This is a genomic window from Candidatus Solincola tengchongensis (assembly GCF_015711935.1).
Classification (GTDB): Bacteria; Actinomycetota; Geothermincolia; order Geothermincolales; family RBG-13-55-18; genus Solincola_A; species Solincola_A tengchongensis.
The window spans coordinates 72,974-96,198 of sequence record NZ_JACVJJ010000048.1 but is presented as its reverse complement, the minus strand read 5'-3'; the positions used below and the strand labels follow the sequence as shown (position 1 = coordinate 96,198).

Annotated in this window: 17 protein-coding genes; 8 read left to right on the top strand and 9 right to left on the bottom strand. The window is 62.4% G+C overall.

Annotated features, from left to right (window positions below; genetic code table 11):
- On the bottom strand, positions 1-567 hold a 567-nt coding region (locus H7007_RS04030), incomplete at its 3' end, for a M61 family metallopeptidase (RefSeq protein ID WP_287153245.1).
- Positions 568-1,023: 456 nt separating this feature from the next.
- On the opposite strand from H7007_RS04030, the gene H7007_RS04025 reads away from it, so the two are divergent.
- Together H7007_RS04025 and H7007_RS04020 are read left to right on the top strand one after the other, a co-directional pair.
- Positions 1,024-3,018 carry a hydantoinase/oxoprolinase family protein gene (locus H7007_RS04025; protein WP_287153244.1) on the top strand — a complete coding sequence of 665 codons (1,995 nt, stop codon included), beginning with the start codon at positions 1,024-1,026 and terminating at the stop codon, positions 3,016-3,018.
- A 25-nt stretch (positions 3,019-3,043) separates the two neighbouring features.
- Complete coding sequence (locus H7007_RS04020) at positions 3,044-4,630, top strand: hydantoinase B/oxoprolinase family protein (RefSeq protein WP_287153243.1); 1,587 nt, start codon at positions 3,044-3,046, stop codon at positions 4,628-4,630.
- Positions 4,631-4,699: 69 nt separating this feature from the next.
- On the opposite strand, the gene H7007_RS04015 is transcribed toward H7007_RS04020, so the two are convergent.
- Together H7007_RS04015 and H7007_RS04010 are read right to left on the bottom strand one after the other, a co-directional pair.
- On the bottom strand, positions 4,700-4,795 hold the full coding sequence (locus tag H7007_RS04015; RefSeq protein ID WP_287153241.1) for a 30S ribosomal protein bS22: 96 nt from the start codon (positions 4,793-4,795) through the stop codon (positions 4,700-4,702).
- Positions 4,796-5,222: 427 nt separating this feature from the next.
- Positions 5,223-6,488 (bottom strand): DUF763 domain-containing protein, encoded by a 1,266-nt coding sequence (locus H7007_RS04010; RefSeq protein ID WP_287153240.1) that lies wholly within the window; start codon positions 6,486-6,488, stop codon positions 5,223-5,225.
- A 475-nt stretch (positions 6,489-6,963) separates the two neighbouring features.
- Between H7007_RS04010 and H7007_RS04005 the strand changes: the two genes are divergently transcribed.
- Entirely contained in the window at positions 6,964-7,356 is a 393-nt protein-coding gene (locus tag H7007_RS04005; protein ID WP_287153239.1) for a hypothetical protein, read from the top strand.
- Positions 7,357-7,655: 299 nt separating this feature from the next.
- Here the strand turns inward: H7007_RS04005 and H7007_RS04000 are convergent, their stop codons facing one another.
- Positions 7,656-10,022 carry an FtsX-like permease family protein gene (locus tag H7007_RS04000; RefSeq protein WP_287153237.1) on the bottom strand — a complete coding sequence of 789 codons (2,367 nt, stop codon included), beginning with the start codon at positions 10,020-10,022 and terminating at the stop codon, positions 7,656-7,658.
- A gap of 133 nt (positions 10,023-10,155) precedes the next feature.
- Positions 10,156-10,341: a hypothetical protein gene (locus tag H7007_RS03995; RefSeq protein WP_287153235.1), complete on the bottom strand. Its 186-nt coding sequence runs from the start codon at positions 10,339-10,341 to the stop codon at positions 10,156-10,158.
- Positions 10,342-11,089: 748 nt separating this feature from the next.
- Between H7007_RS03995 and H7007_RS03990 the strand changes: the two genes are divergently transcribed.
- Positions 11,090-11,473 (top strand): hypothetical protein, encoded by a 384-nt coding sequence (locus H7007_RS03990; RefSeq protein WP_287153233.1) that lies wholly within the window; start codon positions 11,090-11,092, stop codon positions 11,471-11,473.
- 166 nt (positions 11,474-11,639) lie between these two features.
- A complete protein-coding gene (locus H7007_RS03985) occupies positions 11,640-12,548 on the top strand; it encodes a DMT family transporter (protein ID WP_287153231.1) in 909 nt (302 codons plus the stop codon).
- A gap of 377 nt (positions 12,549-12,925) precedes the next feature.
- On the opposite strand, the gene H7007_RS03980 is transcribed toward H7007_RS03985, so the two are convergent.
- Positions 12,926-14,005 (bottom strand): DUF1786 family protein, encoded by a 1,080-nt coding sequence (locus tag H7007_RS03980; RefSeq protein ID WP_287153248.1) that lies wholly within the window; start codon positions 14,003-14,005, stop codon positions 12,926-12,928.
- A 737-nt stretch (positions 14,006-14,742) separates the two neighbouring features.
- On the opposite strand from H7007_RS03980, the gene H7007_RS03975 reads away from it, so the two are divergent.
- The 3 genes from H7007_RS03975 (at position 14,743) to H7007_RS03965 (ending at position 17,320) form a co-directional block, all read left to right on the top strand.
- A complete protein-coding gene (locus tag H7007_RS03975; RefSeq protein WP_287153229.1) occupies positions 14,743-15,813 on the top strand; it encodes a glycosyltransferase family 2 protein in 1,071 nt (356 codons plus the stop codon).
- Complete coding sequence (locus H7007_RS03970) at positions 15,782-16,540, top strand: class I SAM-dependent methyltransferase (RefSeq protein WP_287153227.1); 759 nt, start codon at positions 15,782-15,784, stop codon at positions 16,538-16,540. The genes H7007_RS03975 and H7007_RS03970 overlap by 32 nt, the downstream gene beginning before the upstream one ends.
- A 429-nt stretch (positions 16,541-16,969) precedes the next feature.
- Entirely contained in the window at positions 16,970-17,320 is a 351-nt protein-coding gene (locus H7007_RS03965; RefSeq protein WP_287153225.1) for a competence type IV pilus major pilin ComGC, read from the top strand.
- A 268-nt stretch (positions 17,321-17,588) separates the two neighbouring features.
- On the opposite strand, the gene H7007_RS03960 is transcribed toward H7007_RS03965, so the two are convergent.
- The 3 genes from H7007_RS03960 to H7007_RS03950 form a co-directional block, all read right to left on the bottom strand.
- Positions 17,589-19,865: a YfhO family protein gene (locus tag H7007_RS03960; RefSeq protein WP_287153224.1), complete on the bottom strand. Its 2,277-nt coding sequence runs from the start codon at positions 19,863-19,865 to the stop codon at positions 17,589-17,591.
- On the bottom strand, positions 19,855-21,966 hold the full coding sequence (locus H7007_RS03955; protein ID WP_287153223.1) for a glycosyltransferase family 117 protein: 2,112 nt from the start codon (positions 21,964-21,966) through the stop codon (positions 19,855-19,857). The genes H7007_RS03960 and H7007_RS03955 overlap by 11 nt, the downstream gene beginning before the upstream one ends.
- Before the next feature lie 242 nt (positions 21,967-22,208).
- Positions 22,209-22,955 carry a prepilin peptidase gene (locus tag H7007_RS03950; protein ID WP_287153221.1) on the bottom strand — a complete coding sequence of 249 codons (747 nt, stop codon included), beginning with the start codon at positions 22,953-22,955 and terminating at the stop codon, positions 22,209-22,211.
- Positions 22,956-23,225 lie beyond the last annotated feature (270 nt).

Sequence of the window (23,225 nt, the reverse complement as noted above, 5' to 3'; positions counted from 1 at the left end):
GCGCGCGCGGGCGTTGTCTCCGGGAAGCACCGCCCGCCACCCCTCCGGGAGCTCCACCAGCAGGCTCGCCTCGTCTCCGGCTATGGGCTCCGGGCGCAGGAAGACGGCATATCCGGGAAGATAGGCCAGGTCCTCGCCCAGGAAGGGGAAATAGGGCCAGGCCGGCGAGTCCGCGGCCAGGGACTCCAGGTAGGGCGTGCCCGCCCGGTAGCCCGTCAGGTCCACCTCGTAGGCTATGGCCAGAGTTCCCTCTCCCGCGACGGACCAGGCATCGCCCTCTCTGGAAACGGGTAATTCCTCTCCGTCCTTCGAGAAGGCCCTCAGGTTTCGCAGGTGGGAGGGCAGGTCGGCGGCCAGCCCGCCTCCGAACTCCTCCTCCATGCGCAGGAAGAGAGGGTTGGAAGAAGATACCAACTCCATGCTCACCGTAACCGTGCCGGACCCCGCTCCCCGGAGGTCCAGGCGGTAGGTGACCGCCGGCGTGTGAGTGTCCGCGGCCGCCGTCCACCCGGAGAGGGTGAGGGCGGCAAGCACCAGGACCACGGTCGCTTTTTTTATACCTCTCATGCGCAACACCGACCACCATTATCCCAGAAATGGGTCCCGGCTTGAAGGGAGGAGGAGCGAGGCAGTGGGGGTCACAGTCCGCTTTTCTCTTTCTCCTCCTCCGGGCTGGAGAGGTGTGCGTTTCACGGAATACCTCCCGGTTTGAGGGAGGTTGTACAGGTTGTTGGAAGAGCGGATGCGGTTATCGTGCCGAGCCGGGACCCGCTCCCCCTGGTTGTCGTGGACGCCGGATGGCCACAGAGGCAGTACCGGAGGAATCCGGCCCGGGATGGGTTGGATTCTTCTCATCATCTGTTAGTGAGGCCTTAAGGACGTGAAGGTAGAGACTCAAGGTCGAGGCGTGAGGGGAAGAGGGGAGAGGTGACAGGGATATAAAATATATATCCGCTCGCTCCCGGGAGGGGAGGCGGCTCGGCGGGTGGAGGGCGTGCGGATGATGCCCGCCCTTAGGAGGAATTGCGGGAGGGACGTACCGTGCTCGTGGGAGTGGACATAGGCGGCACCTTCACCGACCTGGTATGCGTGGATGGGGGATCCCTGCGCATCTACAAGCTGCCCTCTACCCCTTCCCGTCCGGAGGAGGCCTTCTTCACGGGGCTGCGCGAGGGAGAGATGGAAGGAGCTTCCAGGATAATCCACGGGAGCACGGTGGCCATCAACGCCCTTTTAGAGAGGAAGGGAGCGCGAACCGCCTTGGTGACCACACGGGGTTTCGCCGACCTTTTGACTATCGGGAGGCAGGTCCGGCCCCGGCTCTACGACCTGGGAGTGGAGAAGGTCGCGCCGTTGGTGCCTCCGGACCTGTGTTTCGAGGTCCCGGAGAGGGTGGGTCCGAGGGGAGAGATAATCCTCCCCCTCGAGGACAAGAGGGCGGTCGAGCTGGCCCGGAGAATGCGCGCCATGGGGGTGGAGGCCGCGGCCGTGTGCCTGCTCTTTTCCTTCCTGCGGCCGGATCACGAGTTGAGGGTGGGGGAAGCCCTGGCCTCGGCGGGCCTTGACGTCCACCTCTCCTGCCGGATCCTTCCCGAATACCGGGAATACGAGAGGGCCAGCACGGTGGTTCTCAACGCCTACCTGGCGGGAAGGGTGGCCGGCTACATCGCTGCGCTGCGGCGGGGGGTGGGAGAGGGACGCCTGGAGGTCATGCACTCGGGTGGAGGGACCATGGACCCCGAGGAGGCGCGGGAGGCGGCGGCCAGGACCCTCATGTCCGGTCCCGCCGGAGGGGTGACCGCCGCGGCCAGGATGTGCGAGCTTGCGGGCCTGCAGCGCGCCGTGGCCCTGGACATGGGAGGGACCAGCACGGACGTCTCTCTGCTGGACGGAGGGATAACCCTCACCCCCGAAGGGGAGGTGGAGGGCTTCCCTCTACGTTTCCCCATGATCGACATCCATTCCATAGGGGCGGGAGGCGGGAGCATCGCCCGCCTGGACGAGGGAGGAGCCCTGAAGGTGGGTCCGGAGAGCGCCGGTGCCCATCCTGGCCCGGCCTGCTACGGAAAGAGCGACCTCCCCACCGTGACCGACGCCAACATGGTCCTGGGCAGGCTGCCCGTGGACCGGTTCCTGGGGGGCAGGATGCGCCTCTACCCCGAACGCTCCCATGCCGTCATGCGGGCACTGGGGAGCTCCCTGGGATGGGATGCCCGGAGGACGGCGGCGGGAGTCCTCTGCGTGGCCCTCAACCACATGGCCAGGGCGGTGCGGCTCATGACCGTGGACCGGGGCCATGACCCCCGGGATTTCACCCTCCTCGCCTACGGGGGAGCCGGCCCCATGCACGGTTGCGAACTGGCCGAGCTGCTCGGGATGCGTCGGGTACTGGTGCCCCTCTTTCCGGGAACCTTCTCCGCCTGCGGTCTGGCCATGGCCGACCGGGTGCGCGATTCCTCCCTGACCGTCATGCTTCCCCTGGGAGCGGAGGCCATGGAGCGGGCCAGGGAGGGGTGGAGGAGGATGAGGGGGGCGCTTCCCGACAAATGGAAGGATATGGAAGATTACCTCCATCGTCCGGCGCTGGACCTGCGCTACCGGGGCCAGGCGTATGAGCTCCGGATAGAGGTGGAGGAGGGATGGGATGCCGCGGAGGTGGCGGAGGCCTTCCACCAGGCGCACCAGAGGCGCTACTGCTTCCACCTGGAGGGAACGGAGGTGGAAGTGGTGAACCTCAGGCTGCGCTCGGTAAGGCCCTCGGAGGCGTGTTTCCCGGCCTGGAGAAGAAGAGGAGCGGGCAGGGGACACGGGAGGGCCAGGGTGGTATTCGGCATCCTGGAAGGGGAGCTGGCGGAGGTGGAATGCCCGGTTCTGGAGCGGGAGTCGTTGGGCAGCGGGGAGAGCGTGGAGGGGCCTTGTCTTGTCTGCGAGGAGGACGCCACGGTAGTGGTGCCGCCGGGTTGGCAGGGCCGGGTGGACGGGTACGGGAGCCTGGTGCTGGAGAGGACCGGGAGTTGACCCGGGCGCGTGGAGGGGAAGGGTGATGGAGGTGGAATTGGACGCTGCGAGACTGGAGATCTTCAACAACCTCCTGGCGGAGGTGGCCGAGGAGATGGGAGTGGTCCTGCAGCGTTCCGCCCACTCGGCGAACATCAAGGAGAGAAGGGATTTCTCCTGCGCCGTCTTCGACGCCCGGGGGCGGCTGGTCTCCCAAGCGGCCCACATCCCCGTCCATCTGGGGGCTCTCCCCGTTTCCATGCAGGCCCTGGTGGAATGGCTGGACGGGCGGGGCGAGGTCCTGAGGGAGGGGGACGTGGCGCTCTGGAACGACCCTTTCCGGGGAGGCACCCATCTTCCCGACCTGACCATGGTCTCCGCGGTGTGGTGGGAGGGTCGGCAGGTGGGGTATGTTGTCAGCCGGGCTCACCATGCCGACGTGGGCGGGAGGGCTCCGGGCTCCATGCCCCTGGGCAGCGAGGTCTACCAGGAGGGCCTCATCATCCCCATGCTCCGCTACGCGCGGGAAGGCCGGGTGGTGGAGGACGTGGAGAGCCTCATACTGGCCAATGTGCGGACCCCGGAGGAGAGGAAGGGCGACCTGCGCGCGCAGCTCGGCTCCCTGCGGGTCGGCGAGCGCAGGCTGCTGGACATCGTGACCCGCCACGGCCCGGAAGCGGTGACGCGCTGGATGGAGGAGTTGCAGCGCTATGCGGGTAGAATGGCCGGCGAGGCCCTCTCCCTTCTTCCGGAGGGAGAGTACGCCTTCACCGACTACCTGGACGACGACGGGTGGGGGAACGAGGACATCCCCATCGCGGTGAGAATATCCATATCCGGCGGCAGCTTGAAGGTGGACTTCACCGGTTCCAGTGGGGAGGTTACCGGGCCCTTAAACTGTCCCCGCTCGGTGACCCTCTCCGCGGTTTATTACGTCCTCCGCTGCCTGCTCCCGCCTGGGGCTCCCTTCAACCACGGGTCCCTCGAAAGGGTAGAGGTGATAGTCCCCGAGCGCTCACTCCTGGATGCTTCTCCCCCGCGGGCGGTGGCCGGAGGGAACGTGGAGACCTCCCAGCGGGTGGTGGACGCCTTGCTGGGTGCCCTGGCCCAGGCCCTGCCGGAGAGGATACCTGCCGCCAGCTACGGCACCATGACCAACTTGGCCCTGGGAGGGGAGAAGCCACGCCCCTTCGCCTATTACGAGACCATCGCCGGGGGTTGCGGCGCCCGCCCGTACAAGGACGGCATGGACGCCACCCACAACCACATGACCAACACCATGAATACCCCCGTGGAGGCGCTGGAGTTCGAGTATCCGTTACGCGTGCTCAGATATTCCGTGGCCAGGGGAACAGGAGGGGAAGGGCGATTCCGGGGAGGGGACGGGCTGGAGCGCCACATCCAGTTCCTGGAGTCGGCCCGCCTCACCCTCATAGCCGACAGGAGGCGGCGCGGCCCTTACGGGCTGGGCGGCGGAGGGCCGGGCAAGCCGGGCGAGGACCTCATCTTAAAGAAGGACGGTCGTATAGAGCGCCTGCCCTCCAAGACCGAGATCTGGGTGGAAAGCGGGGACGTGATCATGATCCGGACCCCCGGAGGAGGTGGGTTCGGCAATCCCGAAGACTCCTCTTGAAACCGTGGACACCACCGAGGGCCAGCCGATACCGCCGATGGAGCGTACACGTGACCCGTAAGGGGTAGATTACTTGTTTCTCCTCTGCCAGCGGGTCCTCTTGAGGAGTTTCTTGTGCTTCTTCTTCCGCATCTTCTTGCGGCGTTTCTTGATGACCGAACTCAACCGCGCTCACCTCGTAGCTCGCTTTGCTCTGAAAACCGCACTAATTATATAACAGGACAAAGGGAGACCAACAACCTGTAGGCGCGCAAGAGATCTTCCTCAGATCCTCATGTCCACAGGAAGAGAAGGTGGATGTCTCGTTGTGTCGCCGCCGGGGACGCGCCGGTGGACTTCTCGAGTGCGGGTAGCCGAAAAAGGAGTCGAATTTTCAAGACCCCCAATTGCCGGAGGACGCGTCCCCTTTGAGCGGACGGTGGACTCCTGATGAGGAGGGGGGTTGATGGGGATTGGCGCTTGGGTGGGGTTCCCGTGCCCCTTATCCGTATCATTTCATGGATCCCGTTGTCTCTGGCGAACGAAAACATGGATATAACCTCCCGATTGGTGGGGTTTTGGGTTTATAAAGGGCAAGGGTTCGCGGGGAAGGTCAGAAGGGGAGGCACGTCTGCCCACCATTCGCCATACCCGCGCCTCCGATGCCCTGTCTTTCGCGTCGCACATCCGGATTCCGCTGGACCTCGGCATATCCTGGGCTCATCTCGCCTACCATGGTTAGGGGGCGCGATTCCGGTGGCCCTGAAAGGCCGGGAGCGCCTTCACCTCGCTCGCGCAAAGCGAGGTGGAAGCGGCGCAGCCTTCGACGTGCGGCCTCCCTCTCGCTCCTGTCCGCCCTTGAAGCGCGCAGGGCGCTGTCCAGGAGATCGATGGAGGAGTCGTAGGTCTCCCGGTCCACGGGGTAGGGATGGCCGTCCTTTCCCCCGTGGGCGAAGCTGTACCGCGCCGGGTCCCGCCAGCTCAGCGGAGTGCCGTAGACCAGCTCGGCGATCAGGGCCAGGGCGCGGAGCGTCTTGGCTCCCACGCCGGGCATCCCGAGCAGGGTGGCGAAGTCCTCGGGTTGGCGTTCATAGGTCCTCAGGAGGACCTTGTACAGGGAATCGGGATGCAGGTCGCGCAGCAGCAGCCGGTGCCTTGGGGGAAGGGAAAGGGCACGCAGGCGGTCCAGCTCCCGCAGGGTGCGCTCCGGCTTGAGGGAGGAAAGGGGCCCCAGGATCTCCCTGGCCTCCCGGCTCTCGACGGCCACCAGGTTGAGTGCTTCCTTCCCCATAACCTGGGAACAGATGGCCGCATGGGGTTCTTCCGTGAAGTCCCTCACCCGCAGCGAGAGCCAGTGATAGCGGCGCGCGTAGCCGCCGGCGTCGTTCATACCCTGCTGGACCACCGCCCATTCCCCGTCCCTGGTGAAAAGGAAGAAATGATGGTAGATCTGGTATCCGTCCTGCAGTGCGTTGTTGTCCACCTTGGCCGCCATGCGGCTGGCGTGAACAAGTTGGGGTATCCGTTCCCCCAACCCGGCCCGTTCTCCCTTCTCCTCGATCTCCAAGGGGGTGCGACGTGATGCCGCACCTTTGCCTCCGGCGGCGAATATGCCCAGGTCGTGCTCGTGGCGCAGCGCTTCCTTGACCGCCCCGCAGGTGGTGGTGGTGACGCCCGAGCTGTGCCAGTCGAAACCCAGCGCGCAACCCAGGGCCTGGAACCAGAAGGGGTCGGCGAAGCGTTCCAGGGTCACCCGGGGACCGAGCTCCTCGACCATCCAGGTGAGGATGTCGCCTGACAGGCGCACCATGCGCTCGAACAGCCAGCGCGGCGCTTTTCCCCCGTGCAAGGGAAGGTCGGCAAAGCCCGTGCGAGGCATAAGAACACCTCCTGCTCGAAATTCTATTTCCTCCCGGTGACAGGCGGCAGGTGGAGAAAGAGTGCGTCGCGCGGGACTCGGCGGGAGCCGCATGGGTGCGAGCGGACTCTCGCCGCGTAAGCGGAGGAGGCCCCAGGCCGCGCTCTGGATCACCACCTCCGTGGCCAACGCTGGTGAGAGCCGTGGAACCTTTGGGGTAAGGGGTCGACCGTATCGTTCCGCTCGCCGTGGAGTGGACACCGGGCCCCCTGGCCAAGGGGGGCGCTATCGGTGAGTGGCCGGGTTGACGTGCCGTAGCTAGCGGGCGGTGTAAGCCGAAGCCTCGGTGGCCCGTGAGTCTCCTTGGCCTCAAGGGGTGTCACTGCAAAGCGCGCCGCTTTAGGATTACTATAGAGTTTATCGGAAGGTGGAGTGGCGCACCGCTCGCGAGGAGGACAGCGAATAGCGCCCGTAGGGTGCTGCGGGGAGAAAAAAAATGAGGGAATTCATCAGCGGAAGGCTGGTCAGCGGAGGCGGGGTCTGCGAAGGATGCGGGCGCAGGCTGCGCGCGGGCGAGAAGGTGTACTCCCTGGCCGCGGAGGTGGAGGAGATGCGCGAGTACCTCTATTGCCAGGGATGCCGTCCCTCGGAGGACGAGCTTCCCGAGGGAGTGCTCAGCCTGGAACCGGCCCTGGCCGTGGAGGAGCCGGGAACCGATGAACGGACCCTGGGCATCGAGGTGAAGGCCGGTTCCCTGTGTACGCGTTGCGGGCACGCCTTCGAGGTCCGGGAGTGGCTGTTCGTGGGAGTGGTGGAGGGGCTCCACGGCGGTTTCATCTACTGCCGGGAATGCTACCTCCAGGAGAAGCTCGAGGATGATGAGGAATAGGACGGCGGGCGGAAGCGGCGTCCTCACACGACCGACTTTGACGTCGAGTCCTCACCGAGGGCGGGTTAATTGGTTCTTGGGTTCTTGAAAAAGGTTCGCCACCATGCCTCCGGGAAAAGAATGGAAGAAAATCCCAGATAAAGACCCCTCAAGACCACTGTAGTCCGCACCCTACCCCTAAGGGTCCATTCCTCGTGCCCGGAGTCCTTTGCTGCCCCAGTGACCGAGAGCCTTCCTCGCGGTATCATCGTGGAGCGGGAGCCTCGTCTAGTTGAAGATCGCAGAGCCACCTCACGCGCTCACAGCGAGCGGCGTTTGGTGGACTGGGCCAGGTTGAGGCGGCTTATGTAGCGCAGAGAGGGGAATTCCGAGAGGACCATCAGTCCCAGGACCAGGACGGCGGTTATCAGGTAACTCCAGGCGGAGACCGCCGGGGTGAAGGAGAAGAGGTCGCTCTGGTAGAGGCGCATGGCCTGGTCCATGACGATGCGCGCGGCGATGTATCCCGGGAAGAGCCCCAGAAATCCCATGATCACGTTCTCCAGGGTCAAAGAGAGCGAGGCTTTCCAGTGAGGGACCCCCAGGGTGAGCATGGTGGCCACCTCCTGCTCCCGCTCCATGATGTTGATGGTCGAGGTGTTGAAGACCAGGGTGAAGGCCATGACCAGGCCGAAGATGAGCATCACGGCGATGACGATGTACATGAGGGCCATGTAGGATTCGATCTCCGTGTGTATCTGGGTGAGGTCCACCAGGGTGAGCACGTTGGGTAGGGCGTAGAGCTCGTCCCGCACCTGGCGGTAATAACCCGGGTCCAGCTTGATATAGAAGGCGGAGGAGCGGGTCCCGTAGCCCAGGAGTTCGCGCGCCTCGTCCACCGGGACGTAGACGAAGGAGCCCAGCGGCTCCATGATGAAGCTGGAGACGATGAAGTCGCGAGAGCGCCGAGAGGAGGAGATGGTCACCAGGTCGCCCTCGCCAACCCCCAGTTGCTCGCGGTAGTTGTTGCTGAGGAGGCAGTGCCCGGGCGAGAGCTTCACCGGGCGGTTCTTCTCGTCCAGGAAGCCGCGCATCACGGTGTCGGCGAGTATTCCCATGACTATGCTCTCCACGTCCCTGTCGCCCGCTTTGATGGTGCAGGGATGACCAGCGGTGGGTTCCACCATGGTCACGCCGGGGAGGCTCTCCAGCTTTCTCTGGGTCACCCTGGTCTGGGGCTCCAGGAAGAGAACGGCGATGTCGAAGGTGAAGAGGTGGTTGAAAGCCCGGTCCATGTTGGCGTGCACGGTGTCGTTGATGCCCAGGTTCATGAGGATGAGCACGATGGCGAAGACTATGCCCACCACGGTGAAGGCGGTACGCCTCCGGTTGCGGAAGACGTTGCGCAGTGGAAGCCGCCAGAAGACGCGCAGGCGGGAGATGGAGGGGAGCAGCCTCTCCAGCCAGGTGGGTTTGCCGTACCTGGAGATGTCCACCGACCCCCGCAGGGCCTCCGTGGGATGCACGGCCGCCGATTGGCGAGCGGGGATGAGGCCGGCCAAGGCGCAGAATCCCATGGCCAAGAGTGAGCCGTAGCCGAAGACCTGAGGATAGAGGCCGAAGTGCACGAAGGGGATGCCCATGGTCCCGGCGTAAATCTTGGAGACCAGGGCGGTGGCCAGTATCCCCAGCAGGCTCCCCACGAAGATGCCGAAGACCCCCACCGCCAGGGCGAAGGACAGGTAATGACGCAGCACCCTTCGGGAGGAATAACCGATGGCCCGCATGAGGCCGATTATCGGCCGTTGCATGCGCACCATGCGGGAGAGGATCATGTAGATGCTGAAGGCGGCGATGGAGAAGAAGAGGATGGGGAAGAAGAGGGCGAAGTTGTGGAACTGCCGGATGTCCATCTCCAGGATGGTCTTGGATATCTGGTTGTCGCGGGTGGTGACGTCCTCTATCTCATAAGGGGAGAGGATGGCTTCCACCTGGCTACGGGTGGTCTCCAGAAGCGAGTAGTCCTTGAGGGTGAGGGCGAACTCGTTATAGGAACCGGAGGGGAAACCGGCCAGGGATCGAGCCTGCTCCGTGGTGAAATAGAAGACGCCGTAAACGGACGCCGAGGTCATGGGGAACTGCCGGTTGCGGAAGACCACCAGGTATTCGGGGCTGGCTACCACCCCGACCACCCTCACCGGAAGACGCTCGCCGTTCTTCACCGCGTACACCGTGTCGCCCTCTTTCAGGTGGTTGAACTTGGCGAAGTGGGTCTCCACCAGGCAGGTGAGCTCCTTCTCGCTTCCCGTCAGCTCCCTGCCCTCCAGGAGGTGGAGGGTGTTCACGTAGGGTTTCCGGGTGGGGACGCTTATCACCTGGCCGGTGATGCGCGTGCCGTCCGCCAGCTCCATGCTCACCGGCTTGCTTATCCGCGGGGTGAGGAGTTCGATGTTGGGAAGCTCGGAAAGGCGGTCCACTACCCGCTCCGGCGCCCTGTCCACGCGGACCAACAGGTCCTCGAAGTCCAGTTTCTCGTAGGTATACTGGTAGGACTTGGAAAGGTTGAGGTAGGACATGTAGGATGCGGTGAAGAGCACGATGCCGATGGCCACCACCAGGCTCACGGCCAGGAAACGGAACTTGGCCTGGCGGATCTCCCGCACCAGCTTGCGGCGTAAGAGCCTCATCCCTCTCCTCCGCATCCTTCCTCAAGAACGGCTCGTCGTTTGCGCTGGCCGCGGCCTTCAGCCCCTTTCCCGGAGGTCGCGCACTCCTTGGAGCCGTAATGCGACCGTCCTCGCTAAGCGGTGGTGGCGAGGTTCACCGGTCGGTTGCCGCCGGCCCCCCGGATCCGAGGACAGCCAGCAGTTTCAGCGGAGCAACTGCCGCCCACTTTTCTCGCTGCTTCCGCTCCACGGCACGGGTGTTCCGGATCCGGTACCGGTTGATCATTATTATCCTCGTTTTCTTATACCGTTTCCACGCGCGCGGCACTACCGGGGACATTCAAGCCACCATGTGCATTGAGAGAAGTCTTTCCCGGTTTGGTTTTTACGCGGGGACATCGGAGATTTTCCTCTCCCGTCGTGCGGGTTGGCCTTGAGCCCGCCACCCTTCACATCATACGAACTGCGGGAAACCGCGTCATGGTCGGAACATCACACGATCGAATTGTGGCCGGAAGCCCTCCGTTTAGAGAACGGACAGGGCTACCCGGGATCCAAGGCGAAAGGGCATATGAAGGATAGGGAGCCGATACCCGTCCTTCGCTAAGGGTTCAATTTCTACTGCGGGGAACCGGTTTCCTCCGGCTTTCGGCGAGGAGCCGATTTATTATGTAGAGGCTAGAGATTACCACGTGACGGCTTACCGCCTCCACGTCGCATTTCAACGCCGGGCCGCCCGTTTCATCCGTAGAGGTGCGCCTATCGCCCACCAGCCCTGAGGCCTCTGCCTGCTCGGGCCGGGGGCGTGAGGGATGACGGCATGGAGGCGGTAGGGGAAATGTTTTCTCATGCGCAATTCTAGCCGGAAAGGGTCCAAGGAGACCTGGGTAGGGTAAGGGTAATTAAGAAGGGACGCTGCGGATCACCGGCTCTCCCATGCGCGATTCGTCACACGCGGTTCCTCCATCCCGGGAGGCAAGGATAAGGATAATCCAAGCCGGCTGGGGAGCGGAAGGTCTTGCCTGGGGGGTTTTCGGGCCGGCGCTCGTATATAATCGGAATGGCGGAGTCGGGAGAAAGGAGGTCGCATGATACCCTACGACAGCTTCCTCATCGATCCACCCTGGCTGGTGTCCATCGGTTACCTCTACGCCAAGGCCACCCGTAGGCTGGTGAAGGATGACGAGAAGAGGGAAAGGGTGAGGAGATTCCTGGACCTTGCCACCCTGGGGGCTTTCTACGCCACCAGCATCAGCCTCTACTTCAACCTGGAGTGGACGCGCTGGATATGGGAGATGTGCCGGGCCGAATCGGGACGGGACTGGATGATAAACTCGGGGGTCTTCAAGTTCGACCACCGCAACGTGCCCCCCAAGGGGCATGCGGTGTCCGCCGCCATCTTCGCCACCTATCCCCTGTGGTTGAGGCTCGGCTACCGGCTGGCCGAGCGCCCCAGCGGGGGGAAGGGTTGATCGGGACGGCCGGGGAGATCCCTCTCGCGCCGCCTTGGATGCCGCCAGCGGCGGGTTCCCATGGGCAACGCGCAGGCGTTCCGGCAAGGGAGCTCGGTTTGGAGTTCCGACCGCATGAGGAGGGCTGGTACGTGCTCGCCGCGGGAGGCGCCGGGGAGGGGCGGCCGTGAAGTCCCGTTGGAAGCACCACCTCCAGCTGTTCGCCGTCTGCTGGATATGGGGCTTGGCTTTCGTCGGGGTCAAGGTGCTCCTGGACGAGGTGTCCTACATCACCCTTAACCTGCTCCGCTTCCTCCTGGCCGGGATGGTGTTCCTCCCCTTTCTTTTGCCGAGGTGGAGAGTCAGGCCGAGGCTTTCCGTCGGGGAGTGGACCCTGGTCTTCCTGGCCGGGGTGAGCGCGGTCTACGGGTATCACCTGGCCCTTACCTATGGGGAGACCACCATACCCGCGGGCACCGCCGGCCTCATCGCCAACACCACCCCGATATTCGCCGCCTTGTTCGCCCGCTTCATCCTGGGCGAGAGCCTGGGGCCCTTGAAGGTCTCGGGGACCGCGGCGGCCATGGGTGGCGTCGCGGTGATAACCCTAATGGGAGGAGACGCCTCCCTGGGGGCCGGGAGGGTGCAGGGGATCCTGCTGGTGCTTGTGGCCGCCGCCGCCTGGGCGGTTTACACCGTGTTGCTCAAGCCCCTGGTGGACGAGCACGATCCGCTCTTCATCACCGCATACGCCATTTTCCTGGGCACCCTGGCCCTCCTGCCCCTGGCCCTGGCCTGTGGTGACTGCGCCGGCGAGGTGGCTTCCCTTTCCGGGGCGGGATGGGGATGGCTCGTCTTCCTCAGCCTGGGATGCACGGTGATCGGGTACCTTCTCTATTCCGAGGGGCTGGAAGGCCTGGGGGCCTCCCAGGCGGCCTTTTATATCTACCTCATCGCCCCCATCTCCCTCTTCTGGGGCTGGATATGGCTTGGCGAGAGGGTCAACGCCGGCCTTTTCATCGGGACAGCCCTCATCCTCGCTGGCCTGGTAGCCGTGGGCATGGAGGAGCGAAAGGCCGCGGTGGGGTCCGGGTGAAGTTGGGTAGAATCGGGAGAACCGACCTAGCGGATGAACTGAACGTCTCAGGAGGGTTTCCTCCGAAGGCGCCGCCTCGGGTCTGACCAGATGTTGGGCAATCGGTTCTCGCCGCGGAACGACAGTCAGCGTTCCGAGCTCCACAAGAGACGGTTCTTTGCCGTCTTCCTCATGAAAGGGAAATCCGCTTAATGAAAGGGAAATCCGCTCGCTCAAACCCATCCGCTCGATTTCTTTGCAAGATCCGCGCCTCGTAGGCTTTCCGTAGGTCAGGAATACCTTGTATTCCCGGCCATAGCGCAACCTCTCCGTGCCAGGTTCATGGTTCGGGTGCGGGCACTCCGATAATTCGCGGCGGGATTGCCGAGGGCAACCGCTCAGCGGCCGAAGCGCTCAAGGTAAGCCCGTACGAGCCCCATGGGCCCGGTCATCATCATGTCCCCTCCCGGCGCCGGGTAATAGAGTTCCAGGCCGGTGCCCTCCAGCATGCCGCGGTTGGGGCCGGTCACGGCCACCAGCTCCAGGGCCTCCCAGCCCGGGGGTTCCCCCAGGTAGAAAAGGCCGTGCCCCTCGGCCATGAAGGGGTCTTCGTCCCTCGCCCGGCCGTCGCAGAAGAGGCGCAGGTAACGGGCGAAGGCCATGGGTTCCAGTCGGTGGGTGTGGTGTTCGAGGACCCCCACCACCCGTCCACCGGCGAGGATGCAGGCCAGCGTGTGCCCGTTGCCGGCATTGATGACCAGCACGTTGCCTCCGCAGAGGGCCTCCAGGCGGGGATCGGAGAGGCATCCGGCCACCGCGGCGGGCGCCGTGTCCATGACCATCACGCGGCTCGAGGGGAACTGCTCGCCGGCCCGCCGGGCTGCGGATGACAGGCGGGGGAAGGCGTCCGGGACCTCGTGCGAGAGCAGGGCCAAGGCCGTTGGCCGGGGGTCCTTTTCCAGGCGCTCCCTCATGTGGCGAAGGCGCGTCTTGCGGTTGCTCTCCCCAGGGGCGTAGACACCGTGGTCCTGCACCGCTACGGCCACGCACTCCAGGTCGTCCAGGGCCTCTCCGTGTCGGGCGAGAAAATCCACCATGGGCCGGAGGTCCAGCTCATCAGCGGCCATGGTGGCCCCGGAGAAGCCGGGCGGAGGTTTCTCGACGATCCGGATTCCCATGGAGACCACGTCCTCCAGGTTGTTGCGGATGGAGAGGGCCGCCGCCGGGGTCATGTAGACCTCGACCCCCGCCGCCAGGGCCCGCGTCACCGCCCGAGCGAAAGGCCCGCCCCCCACCGTGTGGCCGTGGACGAAGACGCCCCCTTGACCGGCGCTTTTCGCCGCAGAACGGAACTCCGCGGCCAGGAGTCGAGTGGGGCTGGGCAGGACCATGCGGGTGCAGTTCTCCAGGGTCCTCCCGGAGTCGTAAAGGAGGATATCGCAGGTCCCCACGCCTATGTCCAGGGCCAGAATGCGCATGTCCACCCGCTTCCTTATCTCGTTTACCCTCGACCGATGCCGTCTTCTCCCGGCTTCCCGCGGGGATTTCGGCTCCAGCGCTTCATAAGATCCCCGTGGCCCCTGCGGGAATCCCGACTTGCTTTCCCCGCCTCCCCACGTTATTGCCAATCAGGGCCATGTGGTTAATATACCCGAGTTCGTGGCCGGGCTCGAGACTCTTTTATAGCCGCTGGTACCGAGGCTTTTATCCCCATCAAGACCCGCGTTGTGGGCAAATCACGGAACATATGTACACGCAATTCACCCATACCATTTCGGTTATTTAGCTACCATGCGTGTTAAACCCTCTCCAGAGCGGTCTTTGGAAAGTGAGGGTATTTCTATGGTCGGGCCGCAGGTCGCATTGCAACCAGAATGAACTTCTCCCCGCAGAACTCTCTGGCATCTTCTTCAATCTTGTTCTTGCTCCGAATAACTTTGGGAGCGGTTTTAACCCCCGGCAGGGCCTGGCCTCTCGTGTGTCTGGCGGGCTCCACCGGGTACCATAGTGGATGGGATTCAAGGTAAAGGGGAGGAAAGCGCGGGACGATTTTCTTCTATGTGGAAGGATGGACGGTGATGTGTCCTGAACCCTTTACCCGAAGGCAAGCGGTGACGTGCTTCCACGCGGTGATTGGTTGAGGAGGTGGATAGCCGGTGGGGATACGGGCGGGAATCTGCCGCATGTCTTTTCCGCGAGCCTGCAGGGGCATCAGTTGAAGAGGAAGGGTCTGATGATGGACAACCCGGTGTCCTGGGCTGGGAGTTCGCCTGAGCGTGGGAAGACGGGACCGACGGAGAAGGGGAGGAAAGCCTCCGAATCCCTGCTCACCGTCGTGGTACCCGTCTTCAACGAGGAGGGAAACATAGTCCCTCTCTACCGGAGGCTGGTCTCCGTTGTCGAACCCCTGGTCGGCGACCTGGAGATACTTTTCGTGGACGACGGGAGCAGCGACGGTTCCAAGAACGACATCGCCGGATTGCACCGGGAGGATCCGCGGGTCAAGCTGGTCTCCTTCACCAGAAACTTCGGCCACGAGATGGCCACCAGTGCCGGACTGCACTTCGCCCGTGGCGATGCGGTGGTCATCATCGATGCCGACCTCCAGGACCCGCCGGAGGTGATCCCCGAGATGCTGGCGAGATGGGAGGAGGGATACGACGTCGTCTACGGAAAGAGGCTGGAGCGGGCCGGCGAGCCGGTTCTCAAGAGAGCATCATCCCGGCTCTTCTACCGCCTGATAAGGAGGCTCACAGAGGTGGATATCCCCGAGGATACGGGCGACTTCCGTCTCATCGACCGGGAGGTGGTAAGAAGGTTCCGCCTCCTTTCGGAGAGGAACCGCTTCGTGCGCGCCGAGATCGCCTGGCTGGGTGGGAGAGCGATCGAGGTGCCCTACAGGCGCGAACCCCGCCTGGAGGGCAAGACCAAGTACTCCTCCTGGAAAAGACTCCGGCTGGCCCTGGACGGGATAACCTCCTTCTCCTCCGTCCCCTTGCATATCATGAGCCTCTTGGGGTTCGTGATGCTTTTCATCAGCATGGTGGCCATTCTGGTGGTCTTCGTCCAGAAGATCTTCTTCGGCATCCCCGTCCCGGGTTACGCCTTCCTGGTAATCAGCCTCTTCCTGCTCAACGGGGTGGAGATCTTCTTCATCGGCCTCCTTGGGGAATATGTTGGCAGGATGTACCGTGAGGTGCAGGAAAGACCGCTTTATCTGGTTTCGGAGACCTTGGGGATCCAGGAGGCGGAAGGTGGAGAAGGCACTCTACCGCGAGATGTATGAGATGGAAACCCGCCACTGGTGGTTCTTGGCCAGGCGGAGGATAGTCCTGGACCTCCTGATGAGGTATCTTACCCCGAAGGATCAACGACCGCGCTTCCTGGACCTGGGCTGCGGGACGGGTTCCATACTCCAGGCTTTGGAGGGGCTCGGCGAGGCCACGGGGATGGACCTCTCCGAGAAGGCCCTGGAATTTGCCGCCACGCGTACCCGGGCGCGCCTTCTCAGGGGGAGCGTTCCGGAGGATCTGCACGGCCTGCGGGAGAGATTCGACGCCGTTCTCATGCTGGACCTCCTGGAGCACCTGGACGAAGACAAGAAGGCGGTGGCCGCCGCCGCGGACCTGCTGGTGGATGGGGGGATACTCCTTCTCACCGTTCCCGCCTACGAGTGGCTTTACTCGCCCCGGGACCGTTTTCACCATCACCGCAGGAGGTATTCCCGGCGAGAGGTGAGGGAGATGATAAGAAAAGCGGGTCTTAGCGAGGTCTTCACCTCTTACTACAACTGTTTTCTCTTCCCCCTGGCCGCGGCGCAGAGGCTCTGGTGCAGGTTCCGCGGGGCCAGGCCGGGTCCCGATCTGAGGGAACTGCCCAGGGTGTTGAACTCCTTTCTGGAAGACGTCTTCGCAGCAGAGCGTTTCCTGCTTGGCAGGGTACCCCTTCCCTGGGGCCTTTCGGTGGTCGCGGTGGCGAGGAAAGGTGCCTACGCCGTAGGGAATCCAGCATGAAGAAGCTCACTAATGCGGTTCTGGTATTTTCCGGCGGTGTTCTTGGGTTGGAGGAACAAGTCTTGAAAAGAGGGTTGGGAGAGAGCCTATCCCTGCACGGAGAGGCATCCTTCAGTACCGCAGGAGGATATCGATGATTCTTGCCCCTCTCCGTGAGATGCGATGGAGCCGTTATCTTGGAGGGTGGGGATTTTACATAGGATTAGGGCTTTATTTTGCGCATTACCGCAAGAGGATTTTGGATATCTAGATATAAGGGCTTGGTTGTCTGAAAGCCCGCGCGGGGTCGGTTTTGGCTAAAGAAATGTGGGCGAATTGCCGACAAAAAGATAACAAAAGGCGGGATGCGAGGAAGGAGGTGGTCGAGGGCTGGAATTCACTGCTCGGCAGTCGTTTTTAACTTGTAAAGGAAAGGAGGTGAAAAAGGGTATGGCCAAGAGGATGCACAGGCAGGAGGGTTTCACCCTCATCGAGTTGATGATCGTCATCTTAATCATCGGTATCCTGGTAGGTATCGCCGTGCCGGTGTTCCTGGCGGCGAGGGGGAACGCCCAGGCCAAGACCTGCAAGGCCAACATGAAGACCGTTCAGACGCAGTCCAACGTCTACGCGGCCAGCAACGACGGGACTTATCCGACGGCCATCGGGCAGCTCAGCGGCTACATCGAGAACTTGAGCTCCATCACCAACTGCCCGGCAGGTGGGAGCATTACCTGGAACTTCACCATTTCGGCGCCGCCCTCACCCTCGTGCTCATCGCACGGGACACCTTCAGGTTAAAACAGGGACGAGCGTTAGCGGAGGAATGGGGACAAAAAGTCCCCATTCCTTTTTACGGGCTTATAAGGGTAGAGGGCCGGTCTGCGTATTCCGAGGTTTTTCGGTCTCGTAGTAAGGACTTCTCTGGGATTAAGGGCTCCACTGCGAAGCGCACCATGCTGGACAGAAGGGAATGGATTTTCTCTTGCCCGGCTCTATATCGTGAGCACCGAGCCCCTCCTGGACATGCTCCGGAGGATCGTCTTAAGGCTCACGACCTTGTCCGAGATCATCTCAGGCGCAGGTAGCCCATCTTCCGGGTCCATATCCAAAGAAGGGCCGTCAGGAGGATGGAGGCTGCGGACAGAAAGATGCCGTAGTAAAAGGAGACGGGCCGGAAGACGAATTCAACCTCATGCTTTCCGGGTCCTAGGACCACTCCCATGGCCGCGAAGTTGACCCGCAGAAGCTCTCGCTCCTCGCCGTCCACGTAGACGTGCCATTCGGGGTAGTAGGTGGAGCTTAGAATTAGTGTACCTCCCCCCGGTGTGTCTGCGGAAACGGATATCCTGGCGCTTGAGAGGGAGGTTATTTCCGCTTCCCCGGGAGAACCGGGACCGAACTGCTCCCCGAGGCGTTCCTCGAGGATGACGCTATTCCGGGAGGACTCCCCGTTCCACAAAGCTTCCATGATCTGGGAGAATCCGACGCTCTCTCCGGTTTCCAGAACCCGGACGTCCTGCACCATCCTTGCTGCCGGCAGGGGGTCCTCGATCTCATATATGTTCAGGGTAACGCCGCGTATAGGGGTGTCCTCGACCTCCACCAGCCGCAGGCCTTCTTGGTCCAGCTTGAGCGGGCTGATCAGGTAACGGACGCCGAACAAGGCCAGGATGTTCACGGCGGTGTCGGTCAGTCTTCCCTTCCAATCTTCATCGCGGACGTAGAAATAATGAGCCATGTCATCGAGGAGTTTGAAGCGATAGATCCCGTAATCGCCGTATTGGGAGAAGGAGCTCAGGCCGAAGAGCAGGTTATGGTTGGGTGGCAGAAACAGGAAGAAGCCCTGCAGGACGCCCTTGTCGCCGAGCCAACCCCTCGACTGCCTCATGACCTCCCTCCAGAGGTCCTCCCCGCCCACCATGGCCACGCGCTGCAGCGGCCCTGATCCCCCGGATTCCAACCTCTCCTTGAGGGCTTCGGCGGTGGGATTGTCTTTCATGAGGCGACTGGCATCTATGGTGGTGACCTGCTGGTAGGAGAAGAGCCCGAGGTCCACGAGGAGCACCCCTATGCAAAGGGTCGCCACGGAGAAACGCCAGAGTTTCCCCGGTCCTACTCTTCCGAGCACGGCGTCCAAGCCTTTTCCGGCCAGGTAGGAGAGAGACAGCACCATCACCACCAGGAACCTCTGCCAGAAGCGGAAGAAACGGAAACCGGGGATATAGCGCCACAGGAACTCGGCGAAGGGGGTCAGCGCGCCGAGGGATATCATCAGGGCGAGCACGCCCGCGGCACACCACATCAGGGTCGTCTCATCCCTCAAACGGAAGAGGAAGAGGGCGAACAGGGCGAGTACCGAGGTGAGAAGGCCGGGATAGGCTATGTCCTCCCAGAAGTAGTCGCGGTGCAGGTCATAGGTGTTCCGTGCCGGGTTACCGTACTGGTAGGGAGAGAAGAGCATCGCCAGGTTGCGGGGCTGCATGGACACCCCGAGGGAGAAATCGAAGGTCTGGTTCATCGCCCTGTCGGACACCGTGTACCCCTTCAACATGGGCACTAGTTGGGGACCGGCCAGGGAGAGGGCCAGGAGCACGCATATGACGATGGAAAGCAAGGGGATGACGGCGGCGCGCCGGGCAGCCCTCCTATCCGTCTCCTCCTCCGGGGACCTCAGCCGCCCTAGCGAGGTCAGATACCTCCAGAGGAAGAGGAAACCAAGAAGGGACAAAGTGATCATGAACAGCTGAGGTCCGCCGGCCAATATCTGCATGGACAGGGCCAGGACGGTTAGGAGGATATAGGCGAAGTTCCGGTGTCTGAAGCTTTTTTCCAGGCCGAGAACGGCCAGGGGGGTCCAACCCAGGGAAAGCACCAAGTAATTGAACTTGAGCCTGGCCATGGTGTAGCCGGAAAAGGTGAAGGCCACGGAGGAGAAGAACGATGCCCCCCGGGAGAGCTCGTACTCCCGAAAGAGGAGGTAGGAGAAGAGAAGGCACAAGGCCAGGCTCACGATGATGGACAGGTTGAAAGCCGGGATGGGAGAGACAAAGCGGTAAAGCAGGAGGTTCAAGGGGTAAAGTAGACCGCTCTGCCCTTCGGCGAGGAGGGGAAAGCCGCAGCCCAGCTCGTGAACCCAGAAGGGCAACTTGCCCTCTCTCAGGGACTGGGCGTAAAACACCTTGATCGGGAAGTTATACTCCGTCACATCGCTGTTTATCACGTCCCCCTGGTAGGGAATGCGGGTGGTGCTCCAGAAAGGGAGCGTGAAAAGCAGGAGGACGAAAAGCATTCCCAGGAGCAGAAGGAGCTTTAAACCGATTTCGGGGCGCAGCCTATTCTTCACCGTAGCCCTCCAGGGCTCTTTCGAGGGTCAGCAGTTCCTCGGCGATGACCTGGTTGTCGTACTTTTCGAGCCCGATGGTCAGCGCGTAGAAGTTTAAGAATTCCCTGAGATTGCCGTCTTCCCTATATATCTCGGCTATCCGGCGCAGGTAATCCGGATCCGGGGCGATGGAATAGGCTATGAGCAGGAAGCGGAGCGCCTGCTGACGCAGGCCTCTTTCCGCTAGGTAATCCGCCAGTTCCCCGGGGAACTGGGAGAAGAAGGGGATGATGTCGTATTCCCTGCGGTTATAGCTGTAATAGGACAAGTCCATGCCGCGCGATCGGAAACGCTGCCAGAACTCCAGCTGGCGGGCCAGATAACCACCTAGTTCCGGCTCCGTGCCCTTGGGGAACAGCCTGAAGGTCATCCCCCAGGGGACCATCTCGAAGTGCTCATCCAGATATGCCGGTCTGGTGAGCGTGTGAAAGCTGGTCACCTGGGGGTTGGAGGCCACGATGTATTGCACGTAGATGAGCCTCATCTCGTCCATGGACATTCCCCTGTGGATGGGGAGCTCGGAAAGTTCGGGGAAGTTGAGGTCCGGATACCACTTGTGCAGCGTCTTGGCGTACCAAGTGTTGAAGATGAAGGGATAGATGACGACGTAGATCCTTTTCCGCGACGGAAGGCAGGTCTCGTAATATTCCATGAGCTGCGTGGGGACGTCGCCCTCCACGAAGATCAGGGAGCCTTCCTCCACGGAAGCCAGGAGGTCGTCTATGTAAGCCTCTCCGATGACGTCGTATCTCAGGCTGACCTCGGTGACCGTTTTAGTGGCAGGGAGGATGAAAGGCAAGGAGAGCAGCAGGGCAAGTGTCCAGTTCACGACCCTCAGGACGTCAGCCCGGAATGGTGTCTTGGAAAGGAATCCCCTTACCCCCTGGCGTATGGCCTCGATTCCCTCCCCGATGAAGAAGAAAAAGAGGATTCCCGGGAGGAGGTAGAACCTCTCGATGGTGGAGATGTGAAAGGAGCCCAGCAATTTCACATTGGCCAGGGCTGGGAAGACCACGAAACCACCGATGAAGGCGACGATGAGGGGCAGGAAGTCGCCCATCCTCCTTCTGGCCATGCGGAAGGCGCCTATCCCACCCAAGGCCATGCCGAAGGCGCGGGCCTGTGACCCTATGCTTTTCAGGCAGTCGAGGATGAGATCCAGGCGGTGTTCGGCGCTCACGCCCTTCCAAAGCCTCGCGGTGCCGTAATAGCGCCTGGTCACCACGTTGAGGAAATCCTTCAATGTCGAGGGGTCGCCGAAGTTCACATAAGGGCCTCGTGAGGCGCTCAACGGGAGATAGACGTAGGGGAGGAGGCCGAGAAGAAAGGCTGTCGTAAAAAGAGCCGCGAAGCGCACCTTCCTCAGGTTGTGCAAAAGGGGCTGCAGAGCTATGAGCAGGGCGGCGGGGAAGAGGAAAATAATCGTCTGGTGGTTACAAAGACTAAGTCCTAATAGGAAGGAGAGGAGGAGCAGGCGGCGGAAGGAACCACTAATGTCTCCCTCCTGCCACCTCTCGCGTGACCTTATCGCCGTGTACAGGATGACGACGATGAAGAGGTCGTTGAGGGGGAAGACCTCGGCCATCAGGGAATAGAACCAGAAAAGAGGCGAAAAACCAAGGGCCGCACAGGCGATGGAAGCAGTGACCCGGCTGCCGGTGATCTTCAAGGTGCAGACGTAAAAGAGTAAAAGCGCCAAGGTATGGTAGATGACCGAGGTGAGGTTGACGCGAAAGGCGATGTTTCCAAAGGGAAGGCGGGAAAAAAGGAAGCCGATCAGGGTATATAGGGGATAACCGGGAGGGTGCACCACGCCGAGCGAATAACTGCCGGCGACGAGCTCCGGGGAATCCCCCGCCATGTTCGGGCTGTGGCTGCAGGTATAGAGGTAAAGGAGGAAGAAGAACGTCGTAAGGCCCAAGGCGACAGCCCTGTCCGCTGAGGACAGCCGGTAGGGGGCAGTGGACCGGTAATACCTCTCGGCTACGGGGGACAGGCGACTACCCGCCCTGCGCAACGCCTCACGGAGGGCACGGACGACGCCCTTCTTCGTCCCACCCATGCTCTCCTCAGTGCCCGGTGTTTCCATCGGACAGCCTTCCTCGGGTCAGGAACGCCTCTCGACCGATGAAGGGGAGGTCCGCTCGGCTTCCCCCACGCGAACGCCGCGAACGGGGTAAAGGGGACTCACCCGGCTCGCCGCGTCATAACTGCTTATCATGGTATATATTCTTTCCCCACCCGCTACCGGCCTTCCGGCGGGGTAAGAAACGGACGGAAACGGTGGTCCTTGGAGGTAAGACCTCAAAACAATCCCCGGTAGAGCGCCCAGATCCTCTCACCGAACATCAAGGCCAGAAAGGCACCCAGGGCCAGGAAGGGCCCGAATGGTATGCGTGACTTCCTGTCTCTGCGGCCCGCGACAATGAGGGCTATGCCGGCTAGTGAGCCGGTGAGGAAGGCCAGGAATAGGGCCGTCAGTTGTTGGAACCCGAGAAAGATCCCCGTGAAGGCGGCCAGTTTGGCGTCCCCCATACCCATGCCTCGGGGCAGGAGGAGGGCGAGGAGTCCCAATGGAACGCCCCCTATGGCCAGGCCGGCCAAGCTGCGAAGGATGATCCAGACATCTCCTCTAGCCAGGGCTACAACCCCCATGGCCGCCAGGCCCAGGGGTATGGAGGGGTAGATCACGCGGTTGGGGATTATCTGGCGCTGCAGGTCGATCGCCGAGACGATGATCAGGATGGTGACCTGGAAGAGGTGGGGCACGAGTTCCGCACGCCACTCGAACCCCAGCCTGGCGAATACGGTCAGGAAAAGGAGCCCACTGGCCAGCTCCACGAGAGGATAACGGAAAGAAATGGCCTCCCCGCATCTCCGGCAGCGCCCGCGGAGGAGGACGAAGCTCAAGATGGGGATGTTGTCATACCAGGCGATCTGGGATTGGCAGCGGGGGCAGAAGGAGCGTGGCGACCAGAGGGATATTCCCTCCGGGATGCGGTAGGCGGCGACGTTGTCGAAGCTACCCACCGCCAGACCAAAAAGAAACACGATCGCCGATCCGTAGATCTTCCATCCCATGGACTCACCAGGCCTCGACTCGGAACGCGTCTCTCGGGAATGGCCCCTTCCTCGGCCTTCAGGACCGACGGACGGTCCACCCGCCCCTTGACTCCGGCGCGGCGGCCACCTTTTCGGTGCATCAATCGAATATTCGGCCCGTCCCCGTTTTGAGTTAACCCGACCTGGAATCCCCTCGGCCACTCGCCTCGTCCCGAGGGCTGAACTGAGGGTGTCTGCGCATTCGCAAGAGCATGCCCC